Consider the following 15,094-nt stretch of genomic DNA (forward strand, 5'->3'; position numbering starts at 1 on the left):
AAAAGGCCAGATCCTCACGGATCTGGCCTTTTGCATTTCACCTGCGACATCAATCGGTTGGCTTACTCTGCCGGAACAGAATTGCCTTTGCGAGATCGACGGAACGGTATCTTGGCAAGCCTCCGACCAGATCGCAGCATCCGGCTGAAGTCATTCTGGATCGCCAACATCGCCGGCGTCACCAGGATCACCAGAAACAGACCAAAACCCAGACCATAGGCCAGGGTAATCACTGTCGGCAGCAAGAACTGAGCTTGTCGGCTGGTCTCGAAAAGCAAAGGCGCCAAACCGAAGACCGTCGTTGCGCTGGTCAGGATCACTGCTCGCAAACGATCACTGACCCCATCCACCACCGCAGCATGGAAGGGCTTTGTCTCGGCATATTCGTCAATGGTCGTTACAAGCACAATGCTGTCGTTGATAATGATCCCCGCCATGCCGATAAAGCCGACGATAGAGAACATGCTCAGCGGCAAACCATGGAAGTAATGCCCCCACAACATGCCAATCGCGCCAAATGGAATGATCAGCAAAATTACGAGTGGCCGACTCCACGAGGCGAAAATCCAGCAGAGGGTCAAGTAAATCCCACCAAGGCACATACCGAAACCCAGCAAGGCGTCAGACAGGAAGTCCCTCTCCTGCTCCGCCAGGCCACGCACCGCGCTATCGACATCAAAGCGGGCTTTGACTTCCGGCAGGATCGTGTCCTGTAACCGCGCAAGGATCCGGTTGGCTGCTTCCGGATCGTCTTCCGACACGCTTCCAGTCACTTTCAGCGTCCGTAAGCCATTCTGACGACGGACCGAAGCGAAGCCAAAACTGCTTTCGACACTAACGATCTCATTCAGAGCGACATAAGTGCCCGAGGGGGCACGTACGCGCGTTTCATAAATGAAGGCGCTGTCTGTTTCCTCGTCCGGTAGACTGACCTTCACCGTCGCTGTGCGCCGACCAACAGGGAATTCAGCCACCTCGATCCCCGACAGCCGATCGCGTAAAACACGGGCAACATTATCCGTCGTGAAACCCAGAGCCTCACCGCGAGGTGTCAGCTTCAGGTTCAACTCGGTCTTGTCGTAGGACAGGGTGTCTTCAAGTGCGCTGACACCATCGTAGGCACCAAGCACTTGCTTCAGATACTCCGCAGCGGCCTTCAGGTTCTCGGTTGAAGGACCATAAAGTTCGACATCGATCCCATCGCCACCAGGACCGGAACGTTCACCGCGCAGGGCCAGCGTTTCCAGCAAGGGAGACTGATGGATCTCCCGCTGCCAATCGCCAATCAGCTGAAAAGCCGAGTAGCTTCGCAGGTCCGGATCGATCAGCTCGATGGAAAAGCCGCCAAGCTGGTCCGTGTCCTTGCTTTCGGCAACCTTCAGGCCACGCCCCTCGTTGCCGCCAACCGTAGACAACGAGAAGATGACCGGCGACTGCCCGTAACGCTCTGTGTACTCGGCATCCACCGCATCCAGTGCACGCTGCATCTCCGTCACCATCGCCTTGGTATCTTCACGGGTAGCACCTGGAAGCATGGCGATATTGGCGGTGATCACACTGCGCTCGGGCGAGTTGAAGAACCGCCACTGCACCGTGCCATCGAGATACAGCAGGGAAGAGAGCAGCAACGACATGATCGCCAGCCCCATCACCAGATAGCGCACCCGGATCACCACCCCCATCAGTGGGCGAAAGCATTTACGGACAAACCAGTTGAAGCCGATGTTGAAGTATTTGTTCGGGAAATCGTACCAGTGGGTCTTGTGAGATTCCGACAAGGCATGGCGCATATGCGCTGGCAAAATGAGAAAGCTCTCCACCAGACTTGCAATCAGCACGACCGACACCACCCAGGGGATCGACGCAATCAATGTGCCAAAGAAACCGCCGATGGTGGTCAGACCGGAAAAGGCAATGACCGTGGTGATAGAGGCTGAAAACACCGGCGCCGCCATTCGCTTGGCCGACAAGGCTGCTGCTTCAGCCGGCGGATAGCCTTTGCGCGCCAGAAAGTCGGCATGCTCGCCCACCACAATCGCATCATCAACGACGATACCAAGACAGATGATCAAGGCGAAAACCGAGATCATGTTGAGGGTCAATCCGAATGCGAACATCAGCCCGACTGTCGCCGCCATCGCAACGGGTATGCCCATTGCCACCCAAAAAGCAGTTCTTGCAGACAGAAACAGAAAGAGAAAGCCAAGGACCAGAACCAGACCGAAAAGCCCGTTTTCGATCAGAATATCGAGCCGGTCGATAATACCTTGTGAGCGGGTTTCCGTCAGCCTGGAGACAACCCCTCGCGGCAACACTGTCTGGAAGTCGGCTACGACCTTTTCGACCTGGCGCTGGATGGAGATGGTGTCACCAGTCGCATTGCGGTCGACCCTCAGGACAACGGCAGGCATGCCCTTATGAAAATAAGCGCGTCCGGATTCCACACCTTCGGTATCCAGCGTGGCAACGTCTCGAAGTAGCAGCTTTTCACCCTGCGCTGGCGTACGGATCACGATATCACCAAGATCCTCTTCCGAGCGCCGTTCAAGCCCCGTGCGCAGACGCGCAGCACCGTTGTTGACCTCGCCGGCCGGAGTGGTGTCCATCTCGTTGGCCAGAACATTGGCGATATCTTGAAGCTGAAGGTCATGCCGGATCAGATCGCCTTCACGCGCCATCACCCGGATCACCGGATCAGCCGTGCCATAGATGCTGACGCGGGTTACACCTTCCTGAAACAGGCGGGTCTGCAGATCTTCAGCAAATTGCGACAACTGCTCCTCATCGACGGGGCCATAAATGACCACATTGGTCACCCGGTCGCGGAAGCTGCTGCGGGTAACCTCTGGTTCTTCCGCTCCTTCCGGCAGATTGGACTTGGCCTGATCAACCAGAGCTTTCACCTCGTCGGTGGCCTGGCCCATATCCCAGTCGGCTTCGAACTCCAGCTCGATGGAAGCCCGTCCCTCACGGGCAACCGAGGTCGCCTCACTTACACCTTCGACGCTGAGAAGTTGCGGCGCCAGAATCTCGATAACGGCGCGATCCATATCTTCCGGTCCGGCACCTGGCCAGGTCACGGAGACATCAACTTCCTCGCGAACGATATCGGGAAAGTATTGAGTACGAATGTTGAGACCGGCAGTAATTCCGCCAAAAAGCATGATGCAGAGCAGCAGGTTCGCCGCAGTGCGATGGTTGACCATATAGTCCAGAATGCCGGACCAGGATTTAGAGCTCTGCATGGTCGTCTCCTTAACCTGGCTGGCCACGACCACCACTTTCGAGGCGATCAATCAGGCTTTGGGGCACCATCGGACGGTTCAGCATTTGGAGGATTTCAGTCTTGCGCTCCGCCGGCATGTTCCGTCGGTTGACCTTGGAAATCAGTTCGTCTCGACGTGGAGCCTCCAGCGCAACCATCTGTTGTCCAGCAGAGCTCGTGTCGGACACCGCGGCAACGGGTCGGCGTCCACCCTCCCGTGAGGGCACGTCCTGTGTGTCTTCCGTACCGCGCGGCGCGACCTTCAGGCCTGGCCCAAGTTGCGGCAGGCGCTCGGAAACGTAGGTCGTTCCAAACGGCACATCGGCCAGCAGCACTTCATCACCAAGACGGCGTAGCAATTTTGCCTGAACGATGACCAGCCGTTGCTCGTCATCCAGGGTCAGCAGTTCCCCGGCAGCATTGATAGCCGCAGCCGGCACGCGGGCCACCTGCGTCAACTCAGGCTCTTGCAGGCGAACCGTCACGAAATCGCCTGGACGCAGGATGGTCCCGGCTTCCACAGTCAGACTTGCGAACATCTGACGCCCCGCATCCCCTTCGGCCACGACGGCAGCTGCCCGTTCCAGATGCCCAGAGACCTTGATGGATTTGCCCCCCAGATCCAGCTCAACTGTCACTGGCGCGTGGATCAACTTGCCCTGATCATCAAGAAAGCGGGAAAACTCGGAGGTGGAAAGAGTGAAGCTGGCTTCCAAAGCAGTCGAATCGATGAGAACAGCAAGAGCGTCATTGGTGCTGACGCGTCGACCAAGGGTGGCATTGACCTGATCGAGCGTGCCGGAAAACGGTGCACGGATTTCGGTTTCTTCCAAAGTTCTTTCCGCATCGCGCAGCACGTTATCGGCACGTTCCACAGTCAGATCCATCCGCCCGATGCGTTTGCGGGCCGTGATGATCGACTGCATGCGATTACTAAGAGACTGTTCCATGGCCGCCAGGGAAAGCTCCTCCTGCTCGACCTGCACCATGGTCGCATAGCCTTTCTTCAGAAGCTGGCGCTGGCGATCCAGTGACTGACGCCGAAGGTCCAACTGTTTGCGGGTCGCCTCCAGCTCTTGCTCGGCGGCAATAACGGCTTCTTCAGCTTCGGCTTTCTGAGAATCTGCATCGGCAAGCGCGGCTTTGGCGTCGAGCAGGCCAGACTTGGCATCGGCTGGATCGATCTTCACCAGAAGATCGCCTTCCTTCACCGCCTGACCGTCACGGAAATCTTCATCCACCTCGACAAGCCGGCCTTCGGAACTAGCGCGAACTTCGAGCTTCCGCCAGCTGCGGATCTGTCCGTACACCACTGTTGTCGGGGCAACGTCCTCAGCTGTCAGCTTGGCGACATTGACGGAATAGGAACGCTCCTGCACAGGCGGTCGGCGACGCACCTCGTCCCTGGAGACGCTCTCGACCACCCGATAGACACCAAACCCGATCGCGGCGAATGTCGCCGCGAAAAGCATCAGACCAATCAGGCCTCTCGCCAAAAACCGCATTCCTAACTCCCTCGGCCTCGCGGTCCGGAGATCTCCGGCAAATTGATCCGCTCAGGCATAGCCCTCAAGCCCGATGCACTTCTGTTTCCGGCTGCAACCAGAGTGTCTGCAGCAACACCGCTTAACAAGTGAAAATACATAGGGCTCTAGGCAACTTGTACCATTGGTGCGGCGCGAAAGTGGAGTGGAGTTGTGTATCTGAATGTAACAAGGCCCGGCGCTTCCGCACCGGGCCTTGTTACCACCTAAGTGGTTCATGATTTGTGGCTAGGGCGGTGCCCCGCCCTGCCCGCAAATATGCTTAGAATTTGTAGCTCATCCCGAAGCGAACGATATTGTCGTCCAGCTCGGACTGATACTGCGTTCCGCTGATGTTGAAATCCTCGGAACCGAAGTTCTGGTGAACGTATTCCAGACGCGCTGTAATGTTATTCGTCACAGCCCCTTCGACACCACCACCGAGTGTCCACCCGATTGCAGTCGCGTCGTCAGAGCTTCCTCCGACCTTCAGCGACTGGTCGGCGACAGCCAGACCACCAGCACCGTAGACGAGGAAACGGTCGAAGGTGAAACCAAGTCGACCGCGGATGCTCGCGTTCCAGTCAGAGCTGGTTTCGGCAGTCACGCCACCCAGTGTGCCCGTGTCCGAAAGGTCGGAAAGCTGGAAGTCAGCTTCGACACCCGCCAGAAAGTTCGGGGTGATCATGTAGTTGTAGCCAGCGTGTACGCCGCCCTGAACGCCATTGGCTTCAGTGTCGGCTGCGCCGGAATTTTCAAAGTTTCCCCAACCCCAGCCGACGTTACCGCCGACGTATGCGCCGGTCCAATCGAACCGCGCAGCCGCGACCGGGTCAGAATAGGTAGTCGGCGCCGGATCGGACGCATAGGGCAGATCAGCAGCAAGCGCCTGTGCGCTCAGCCCGCTGACAAGAGCCGTCATTCCTACAAGGGCAAGACGCTTCATATCGATTACTCCAGATGTACCAGTGTTCAGTTTGAGAGCAGGACAGCCATCTGGCATGTCCCCAACCTCACCCAACTTCGAGGTATGATCCGACTTTGTGGCGGATCCAGACTGGAATTAAGGAGTTTTAGTGATGAAATGTGGAGTTTCGTCGGCAGGATGAACAGCGGGTTAAGGTTTCGCAAGTTGCAAGGAAACAAAGTGAGAAATTCGCTCAACGATCTTTCGCTCTGCCCCTTGTCGGCGCCTTCCCCTCCTCCAATCTATTGCGTATAAGGCCAGCAACCATCCGGCCTCGCTTAAAAGACGGAAAGTCGGCGCTTTTCACCTCTAACCCTAATCGGATCCCGGAATGCTGTTAGACTATTTGAGCCTCGCAGGCGGCCTCGTTGCATTGATCTTCGCGGGCGACCTTCTTGTAAGGGGCTCTGTTTCTGTCGCGCAAAAACTCGGGATTCCGAATCTGGTGATTGGTCTGACGATCGTGGCCTTCGGCACATCCGCACCCGAGCTGGTCATTTCCCTCGGGGCTGGGCTCGAAGGTGCCGGCGGCATCGCCATCGGCAATGTGGTGGGATCCAACATCGCCAACGTCTTGCTGGTTCTCGGCATGCCCGCACTGATCGCCGCCACGCCCTGCGGGGAAAATGGCGCCACACGCAATGCCATTTTCATGGTTTTCGTCTCCGGCGTTTTCATCGCTCTTTGCTATCTTGGCACTTTGAACTGGGTTGCCAGCATCGTTCTGCTCGCGCTGCTCGCGCTGTTCCTGCTGGATTCAGCCCGCGTAACCCTATGCCATCGCCGCGAGATGAAGAACAGCGAAGCCAAGGCCTGTTCGCTCTCCAGTCCAGATACAGAATTGGAGGACGTCGACGGGGTACCGGAAAACACACTGCTTGCCGCTGTCTATATTGTCATCGGTCTGATTGGTCTGCCGATCGGCGCCCATTTCAGCATTGAAGGCGCGACCGGCATTGCCTCGGCCTGGGGCGTCAGTGACGCTGTCATCGCACTGACCGTAATTGCCCTGGGAACGTCTTTGCCCGAGTTGGCCACAACAGTCATGGCAGCAATCCGCCAACAGGGCGCAGTGGCGATTGGCAATGTCATCGGCTCCAACATCTTCAATCTGCTGGCAATTATCGGCATTACAACGGCCATCGTTCCGCTCGAAGTCCCTCGCGAAATTCTGAATTTCGACGTCTGGGTCATGCTGGCCTGTGCCGTGCTGTTGCTGGGTTTGGCCAACTGGCGGATCTGTCTGGGCAAGGCGACCGGCGCCGTCCTTTGCATCTGCTATGGTCTCTATATCTACGCGGTCTATTGCATGGGTCTGGCCAGCTGATCTGGCGCCCGACCAAACTGATCCAGCCTCTGCCGCGTAAGAAACGGCAGGTGTCCAACGTCGTGACAAACAGGACGTCGAACCCATTTGCCAAAATCGGGGCAATCAAGCCCCATGAGGTCGCATCCAAGAGTTTGCACGCATGAGCTCCAGTTCTGTCACTGCCGTTCTGACCGGCGCTTCCAGTCGTATTGGCAAAGTCATTGCCGAGGATCTTGCCGCACACGGTTGGCGCCTCGTCCTGCATGCCCACAAGGGCAGCGATCGGGTCGAAAGGCTGGCGCATCAAATCAAAGCAGACGGCGGCGACTGCCTCATCCAGATTGCCGACCTTACCGATGTTGATGCTCTGACAAGCTTCATGGACGTCACAACTGCGAAATTCGGGCCGGCAGATGTCCTCATCAATAATGCCTCGATTTTCGAAGACGACAGTCTGGGCTCGCTCAACCCGACGCTTTTCGACCAGCATTTTGCCATTCACACGCGCGCGCCGGTATTTCTGAGCGAAGGCTTGGCACGTCATCTGCCAACAGACCGCCGAGGCCTTGTGGTGAACCTGATCGACCAGAGGGTCTGGAAGCCGACGCCGCAAGCCCTGTCTTACTCGCTCTCCAAGGCTGCATTGTGGGATGCAACACAGCGCATGGCTCAAGCCCTGGCGCCGGCCGTCCGCGTCAATGCCATCGGCCCCGGCCCAAGCTTCAAGAATGAACGCCAATCGGACGTCGAATTCGACAAGCAGTCACGCTCCGTGCTTTTGCAAAGCGGTCCTTCTCCCTCCGAGTTCGGCCAGACCATCCGGTATTTCTGGGCCAGCACCTCCGTCACCGGACAGATGATCGCTCTTGACGGTGGCCAACATCTGGCATGGCGTACGCCGGATGTGACCGACGTCGGGGAATAATTCGGATAACTTCGTCCACGCGTCACCTCCCCGCATAGAATCGCCTACCTTGGCCAGGCCATAGCCACTCCCCATATTGGGGAGACGGCCGGACTGCCAACTCAGAAAAGCATGACAGAAGAAACCGACATCCCACAGACCACTTCGCTCGAAAGCCCCGGGACGGAAATGCCCGCGCCGGTGCCCAAGGGCGTAGAAGTGATCGCCGATCAGGTAAAACGCCTGCCGCTTGGGCCGGGCGTCTACCGGATGCTGGATGAAAATGGCGACGTTCTCTATGTCGGCAAGGCACGCAGCCTGAAGAAACGTGTAACCAGCTATACCCGGCTGCAGGGGCAATCGAACCGGATCATCCGGATGATCCTCTCGACTGCGAGCATGGAATTTGTGGTCACGCGAACGGAGACGGAAGCGCTTCTTCTGGAAGCCAATCTGATCAAACGCCTGCGCCCCCGCTTCAATGTGCTCCTGCGCGACGACAAGTCGTTTCCCTATATCCTGATCACGGGTGATCATGATGCGCCAGCAATCATCAAGCATCGCGGCGCCCGCAAGAGAAAGGGCGATTACTTCGGCCCGTTCGCCTCTGCGGGCGCTGTCGACCGGACCATCAATGCGTTGCAAAAGGCATTTCTGATCCGCAATTGCGCCGACAGCTATTACGAGAACCGCTCCCGCCCCTGCCTGCTTTATCAAATCAAGCGATGTGCCGGCCCCTGTACCAACGAGATCGATCCCGCCGACTACAGCGGCCTGGTGGCAGAAGCGAAATCATTCCTTTCCGGTCGCAGCGGCTTAATCAAGACCGATCTCGTCAAACAGATGGAGGCCGCCTCCGAAAACTTGGATTTCGAGCGGGCTGCGATCTACCGCGATCGTCTTTCGGCCCTTTCTCATGTCCAATCCCAGCAGGGCATCAACCCGCAGAAAGTGGAAGAAGCCGACGTTTTTGCCGTTCATCAGGAGGGCGGCCAAACCTGCATTCAGGTGTTCTTTTTCCGAACGGGCCAAAACTGGGGCAACCGCGCCTACTATCCCAAGGCCGACAAGTCCTTGGAGGAGGTTTCTGTACTGGAGAGCTTCCTCGCCCAATTCTATGACGACAAGCCTGCGCCTCGATTGATCCTTCTGTCCCACACTCTTGAGGAACAGGAGCTGCTTGCAACTGCGCTGAGCGAAAAGACAGAACGCAAGGTCGCCGTGCAAACCCCCCAGCGCGGCGAAAAGCGGGAACTGGTGGAACACGCCTTGACCAATGCGCGCGAAGCGCTTGGCCGCCGTCTGGCCGAAACCTCAAGTCAAACCCGGCTATTGGAGGGCGTTGCCGAAGCCTTCGGACTTGCAAAGACACCACGCCGGATCGAGGTCTACGATAACTCCCACATCATGGGTACCAATGCTGTCGGCGGAATGATTGTTGCCGGGCCGGAGGGCTTCGCCAAGGGCCACTACCGGAAGTTCAACATCAAGTCTCAGGACATCGTTCCCGGTGATGACTATGGCATGATGCGTGAGGTGCTGACCCGTCGCTTCTCGCGGCTATTGAAGGAGAACTCCGACGAGGCACCAGGGGCCATCCAGCCAGAGCAGATGACCGAGGGCACAGAGAAAGATGCAAGCGATGTTCCCGCATGGCCCGACCTGGTCTTTATCGACGGTGGCCTGGGACAGTTGAACGCAGTGCGCGAGACCCTGAAAGAGCTCGGCATTACCGGGGTTCCTCTCGTCGGCATCGCCAAAGGGCCTGACCGCGATGCCGGCCGGGAAAAGTTTTTCATCCCAGGCAAAGACAGCTTCATGCTGCCCGAGCGCGATCCTGTACTCTACTTCGTCCAACGTCTGCGTGATGAGGCACACCGCTTTGCCATCGGCACGCATCGCGCTCGACGCAAGAAGGACATAACCAAGAACCCTCTTGATGACATCGCCGGTATTGGCCCGACGCGAAAGCGGGCACTTTTACGCCACTTCGGCACCGCGAAAGCCGTGTCAAAGGCTGGTGTCGATGATTTGTCCAGCGTGCCTGGTATCTCCGAGGCAATCGCCAAACTTGTCTATGACCACTTCCACGAGTGAGCGTGGCGACTGCGCGCCCAAGACATGAACAGGACGACGTGCTAGGAACCCGAAAATACGGCCTTCATCGGCCAGACCGCCAGCCCTAGAGACAGCGCGCCGGAAATATGAAACAGCGAGCCCAAACTCCTTCTCTGAAAAGCTTTGTCGGCGCTGTGCTCGCGCTGTTGAGTTGGTTCTGCGTGCTTGGAGGGCTGGCGTCGATCGGCCTTGGACTCGCGCCCTTCATTTGGCCGCATGTTTGGTTGGCGGACAATCTCAGCTTCTTTCAGCCTTTATGGATGGCCATGGCCGTTTGCGGCTTCGGCGCCGGACTTCTGGGGCTGCTGGCGCCGCACAGGTTCGCGACGATCTACCGGACCGCTGTCACACTCATGGCCGCCGGCCTGATCGTATGGGCAGGCACCAGCGGATGGTGGATCTATTCACTCCCCAAAGCGTCGATAGCGACCCCATCCTCTGAACGAAAGCTCCGTGTTGTCAGCATCAATCTGGAACGCACCTATCTGAGAAGCCCTGCCTTGACGCAATTCCTGGGAGAAACCTTGCCTGATGTGCTCCTGCTTCAGGAAAGCGCCTGGGGTTTGCAGCGAAAAATGCTCGGCAACGACACGGGAAGAAACGACATTGCCGGCGAACCTCCCTACCCGCCCTTTCGCTATTCCGGCGCACTTGGCGACCTCACAGTCTTTTCAAGATATCCCTTGCAAGACCTGTCTGAGACACGGGTCTCCGGCGAGACTAGGAATCACTGGGAAACATCTGACCGGGAATACGTTAGTTTCAAGGTCGCCACAGGCAACGGGACGGTTCGACTGGTCACGGTCCATCCAACAAGCCCACGAACCCGCAGCCAGTTCCGTGATCGCCAGACCTATTTCGAGATGCTTTCTGGCGAACTTGAAGCGTTTGCCCTGGCCGGCGATAACACCCCGCTCCTGGTGATGGGAGACTGGAACACCGCGCCTTGGTCAGCTTTTTTCGTGGATTTTCTTGCTCGTCACGATCTCGGGACACGCTTTCCCGGCGGCTTTCCCCAAACCACGCGCTTTTTTTATGACTACCGCCTGCGCTGGCTCTTCGGAGCGAATGTCGACCACATTGCCACCAGCAGGGGCCTGAGCGTTTCCAACGTGAGGCTGGGACCCAATATCGGCTCCGATCACTTGCCTCTGATCGTCGATCTATTGCCCTGAAGATACGCGCCCGCTCGCCAGCCTGAACACCTGACGGCCCCAATTACCCTTGAATAACCCAAGACGACGATTGAGCCCTTCCCGTGAACGGGAAACACTCATGCCGTCTCGAATCTCAGGAATGCGCAAGGCTGATGGGCAAGCTCTACTTCAACTATTCCACCATGAATGCAGGCAAGTCGACCACCCTGCTTCAGGCCGCCTACAACTATCAGGAACGTGGCATGACCACGCTTCTGCTGATCGCTTCATTTGACGAGCGAGCCGGCCGTGGCCGCATCGGTTCTCGGATCGGCCTGACTGCAGAGGCGGATATCTTCCGCTCTGAGGATGACCTCTTCACCCATGTTCGCACCGCGCATTCAGATAGGTCTCTGGACGCCGTTTTCGTCGATGAAGCCCAATTCCTGACCGACAGCCAGGTGCGTCAGCTGGCGCGTGTGGCCGACGAGCTCAACATCCCCGTCATGTGCTACGGTCTGAGAACCGATTTTCAGGGTAAGCTCTTCCCCGGCAGTGCCGCGCTCCTTGCCCTCGCGGATAATCTCAAAGAGATCAAAACGATCTGCTGGTGCGGTCGGAAAGCTACCATGGTGGCCCGCCTCGACCAAAGCGGCCGCATTGTCGCCGAGGGTAAACAGGTCGTTATCGGCGGCAATGAAACTTACGTCTCCCTCTGCCGCAATCATTGGACCCAGGGCGATCTCGGTAAGTAAACCTGACAGTTGCAACGACATGAGAGGCATGCCCCCAGGGACTCTATGGGAACCATCCACATCACATTTTTGTGCTCGACGGTTCGCAGAGGCCTTAACCTGTACATTAAGACGACATAATTAAATTGATATTTTTCAATAAGTTAAATTAATACCGTAACGACATCTCATTGCATTTATTACAAAACTCCATCTTTTCGACACAATTTCACCCGAAGTACGCCATATTGTAAACCATACCGTTTACATTACTGTTTATCCGAAGGCCTGCCCCCGGCTTACCAATTCATACGGCGATCATATGACGAACCCTTCCGCACGCCTTGCAGATCAGGCCCTTGCGCTTCAGCACTCCGGTCAAATTGAGCAGGCCGCTGAACTGTTTCGGGAGGTTCTGCAGATCGACCCAAGGCATCCGCAGGCCAACTTTTCGCTTGGAATCGTGACGTATCAGGCTGGTGAACTGGGCCAGGCAATCAATCATTTCAGAACGGCAGCGGCGAAAGCTAAAAAGCACCCGCAGATCTTTCAATTGCTCGGACTGAGCCTGCTCCACGCCGGAGACTATGAAGAAGCTCAACGCGCTCTGCAGAAGGCCATTTCGCTCGCTCCGAAAATGGCCGAACTTTATGCCCAATTGGGCGAAGTGCATCGCATGCGCCGCAAACCAGTCATGGCACGCGCCAATTTCGAGACAGCCCTCAAGATGGACCCAAGCCAGGGCCATGCCCTCATCGGCCTGGGTCACCTAGAAGTCTCCCTTGGCAATCTTGAAACGTCCTACAAATACTACGAGAAGGCCATCGAGGTTGGCAGTGAATGGGGCGCCGCCTATCACCGCCTCGCGTTCCATCGGTCGCACAAGGAACGCCCGGATTTTCTCGACGACATCGAGAAGCATCTGGACAAGCCCGTCCCCCAACCTCCCCAGCAGCTTGCCGACTTGAATTGGGCCGCGGCCAAAATCCATTCCGACCTTGGTGATGTCCCGAAAGCCGTCGATCACTTCCGCGCTGCCCGGAAATTGCATTATGACGCATTCGATATCGGCGAATACCGCGAGCGCGTCGCCTTCATGAAAGAGCTCTTCACGCCGGAGTTCTTTCAGGAGCGCCAGGAAGCCGCCGCCAACGACAGCGACCGTCCGGTGTTCATTTTCGGCATGCCGCGTTCCGGAACCACCCTCGTCGAACAAATCATTGCTCGTCACTCCCAGGTGACCGCCGGTGGAGAACTGGGTTATTTCCGCCACGCTCAGGAAAGCCTTGGTCTCAAGGGTCGCCCCTCCGCAGCCCTTGCCCAAAACATCCGCAACTTGGGCCCACGCGAATTTCGCAAACTCGCTCGAGACTACCTGAAGGAACTCGATAGCATCGACAAACGCACCCGCCGCGTCACCGACAAGATGCCTCATAACTTCGAGATGCTATGGCTGATGACGTTGCTGTTCCCCAAGGCAACCTTCATTCACACGTTGCGCAGCCCCGCCGACATCTGCATTTCACTGCTGTCACATGCAATGTCGAAAGCTCACAACTATGCCCGGGATGAAAAATCAGCCGGCGAATACGTGCTGGAATATGCCAAGCTCGTCAGTCACTGGCAGAAGGTGCTTCCAACCCCGCCCAATAGCCTTGTCTATGAAAAGCTGGTCTATAATCAGGAGGAGGAAAGCCGCCGCCTGATCGACCTCTCCGGACTTGAGTGGCAGGAGGAGTGTCTGGCATTCTACCGGGGAGAAACGCCAGTCAACACCTTCTCCGATGTGCAGGTACGCCGACCGATTTTCCGCTCTTCTATTGGCCGCTGGAAAAAGTACCAACATCACATGGAAAGCTTATTCGAGGCGCTCGGACCATTGGCTCCGCGGGAAGTCCGCAGCGGTGATTTCACCTGCGACGGTTCTATCGACCTGCCCCCTTTTCCCGATATTAGCGCCGCCAACGATGGTCAGGACCTGACCTCTAGCGAGGCGCTGCAAGGAAGCTGAGCCAGCAAGACGGGTTCTTGCATGCAGCGCCCTTGAAGTGCCATCCTTGCCGGGATACATCACCCTGTAAGAAGTCGCATGGGTGCGACGCCTCGGCCAAAGGACCTGACCGACGATGTTGAAGAAGCTGCTCAAAGGGCTGTTTTCCTCTTCCGCTCCTACCGCGGAAAAACAGGACGTTAAGCCGGAAGTCCATAACGGTTTTCAGATCTTCGTGGAACCGCGCCAGAACGGCAGCCAGTGGCAGATCGCCGGCCGAATTGAAAAGGCCTTCGACGACGAAACCCGCAGCCATGCCTTTCTACGCGCTGACACTATGGGGAGCCGTGACGAGGCCGCAGAGCACACCTTGCGCAAGGCGAAACTGCTGATCGATCAGCAGGGTGACGCCATTTTCAACTAGTCTGGAGTGTCTCGCGACAGCCACGCCCCGCAGCGTTGACAGCCTCACCGCCTCATGCTTGTGTCCCCTTTAACCACACGACAACCGAGCTTGCCCCATAAAAGGCCTTCATGAAAAAGAGCGTCGTTCTCAGTCTGCCGAACATCCTGACCTACGGCCGGATCGCTGCTGTACCGGCTGTCGCAGCGTGTTTCTATTTTGAGGGTCACACGGCGCGCTGGATCGCCCTGGCCATCTTCATCATCGCCGCCATCACTGACTTTTTCGACGGATATCTGGCGCGCGCTTGGCAACAACAGTCTGCGCTCGGGCGAATGCTGGATCCGATCGCCGACAAGCTTCTGGTCTCGGTCTGCCTGCTGATCCTTGCTTCCGACGGCACGATCGGCGGCTGGTCTCTGGCCGCTGCAATTATCATTCTGTGCCGCGAAATACTGGTATCTGGTTTGCGTGAGTTCCTTGCTGAATTGCAGGTAAGCGTTCCGGTCACGCAGCTCGCAAAGTGGAAGACCACCGTGCAGCTGATTGCTATCGCCCTGCTGCTTGCGGGGCCTTCAGGTGAAGCTGTTCTGCCTGGCACCGTAATCGCCGGTCTGGTTGCTCTCTGGATTGCCGCGCTGCTGACCCTATATACAGGCTATGACTATTTCCGTGCCGGCATCGGCCATTTGATCGAGAACGACCAGTAAAGCGCCCTGGGTGCCTGAGGTCGTACAACCGGGTC

Annotated in this window: 10 protein-coding genes and 1 pseudogene; 8 read left to right on the forward strand and 3 right to left on the reverse strand. The window is 57.2% G+C overall.

From position 1 onward, the window contains the following. Positions 1-62 precede the first annotated feature (62 nt). The 3 genes from J0X15_RS01145 to J0X15_RS01155 form a co-directional block, all read right to left on the reverse strand. Positions 63-3,245, reverse strand: coding sequence for an efflux RND transporter permease subunit (locus tag J0X15_RS01145; protein ID WP_206937522.1), 3,183 nt, complete (start codon positions 3,243-3,245; stop codon positions 63-65). Between the two features lie 10 nt (positions 3,246-3,255). Continuing rightward, on the reverse strand, positions 3,256-4,770 hold the full coding sequence (locus J0X15_RS01150) for an efflux RND transporter periplasmic adaptor subunit (protein WP_206937524.1): 1,515 nt from the start codon (positions 4,768-4,770) through the stop codon (positions 3,256-3,258). A gap of 301 nt (positions 4,771-5,071) precedes the next feature. Then, the gene (locus tag J0X15_RS01155; RefSeq protein WP_206937526.1) at positions 5,072-5,734 is read right to left on the reverse strand and encodes an outer membrane protein; all 663 of its coding nucleotides are present in this window, start codon (positions 5,732-5,734) and stop codon (positions 5,072-5,074) included. 352 nt (positions 5,735-6,086) lie between these two features. Between J0X15_RS01155 and J0X15_RS01160 the strand changes: the two genes are divergently transcribed. The 8 genes and pseudogenes from J0X15_RS01160 to pgsA all read left to right on the forward strand — a co-directional run bounded on the left by J0X15_RS01160 (position 6,087) and on the right by pgsA (position 15,059). Further along, the gene (locus J0X15_RS01160) at positions 6,087-7,082 is read left to right on the forward strand and encodes a calcium/sodium antiporter (protein ID WP_206937529.1); all 996 of its coding nucleotides are present in this window, start codon (positions 6,087-6,089) and stop codon (positions 7,080-7,082) included. Between the two features lie 142 nt (positions 7,083-7,224). Further along, on the forward strand, positions 7,225-7,989 hold the full coding sequence (locus tag J0X15_RS01165; protein WP_206937532.1) for an SDR family oxidoreductase: 765 nt from the start codon (positions 7,225-7,227) through the stop codon (positions 7,987-7,989). Positions 7,990-8,190: 201 nt separating this feature from the next. Further along, positions 8,191-10,065: pseudogene (gene uvrC, locus J0X15_RS01170) on the forward strand (excinuclease ABC subunit UvrC); the annotation flags it as partial. Between the two features lie 287 nt (positions 10,066-10,352). Further along, a complete protein-coding gene (locus J0X15_RS01175; RefSeq protein WP_206937538.1) occupies positions 10,353-11,261 on the forward strand; it encodes an endonuclease/exonuclease/phosphatase family protein in 909 nt (302 codons plus the stop codon). 134 nt (positions 11,262-11,395) lie between these two features. Then, a complete protein-coding gene (locus J0X15_RS01180; RefSeq protein ID WP_206937541.1) occupies positions 11,396-11,977 on the forward strand; it encodes a thymidine kinase in 582 nt (193 codons plus the stop codon). Positions 11,978-12,278: 301 nt separating this feature from the next. Continuing rightward, positions 12,279-13,967 carry a tetratricopeptide repeat-containing sulfotransferase family protein gene (locus J0X15_RS01185; RefSeq protein WP_206937544.1) on the forward strand — a complete coding sequence of 563 codons (1,689 nt, stop codon included), beginning with the start codon at positions 12,279-12,281 and terminating at the stop codon, positions 13,965-13,967. 115 nt (positions 13,968-14,082) lie between these two features. Continuing rightward, positions 14,083-14,370 (forward strand): HlyU family transcriptional regulator, encoded by a 288-nt coding sequence (locus tag J0X15_RS01190; RefSeq protein ID WP_206937545.1) that lies wholly within the window; start codon positions 14,083-14,085, stop codon positions 14,368-14,370. A 110-nt stretch (positions 14,371-14,480) separates the two neighbouring features. Further along, positions 14,481-15,059, forward strand: a complete 579-nt coding sequence (pgsA, locus tag J0X15_RS01195; RefSeq protein WP_206937547.1) for a CDP-diacylglycerol--glycerol-3-phosphate 3-phosphatidyltransferase — start codon at positions 14,481-14,483, stop codon at positions 15,057-15,059. Positions 15,060-15,094: the final 35 nt, after the last annotated feature.

The sequence above is a fragment of the Roseibium limicola genome (genome assembly GCF_017313085.1).
Taxonomy (GTDB): domain Bacteria; phylum Pseudomonadota; class Alphaproteobacteria; order Rhizobiales; family Stappiaceae; genus Roseibium; species Roseibium limicola.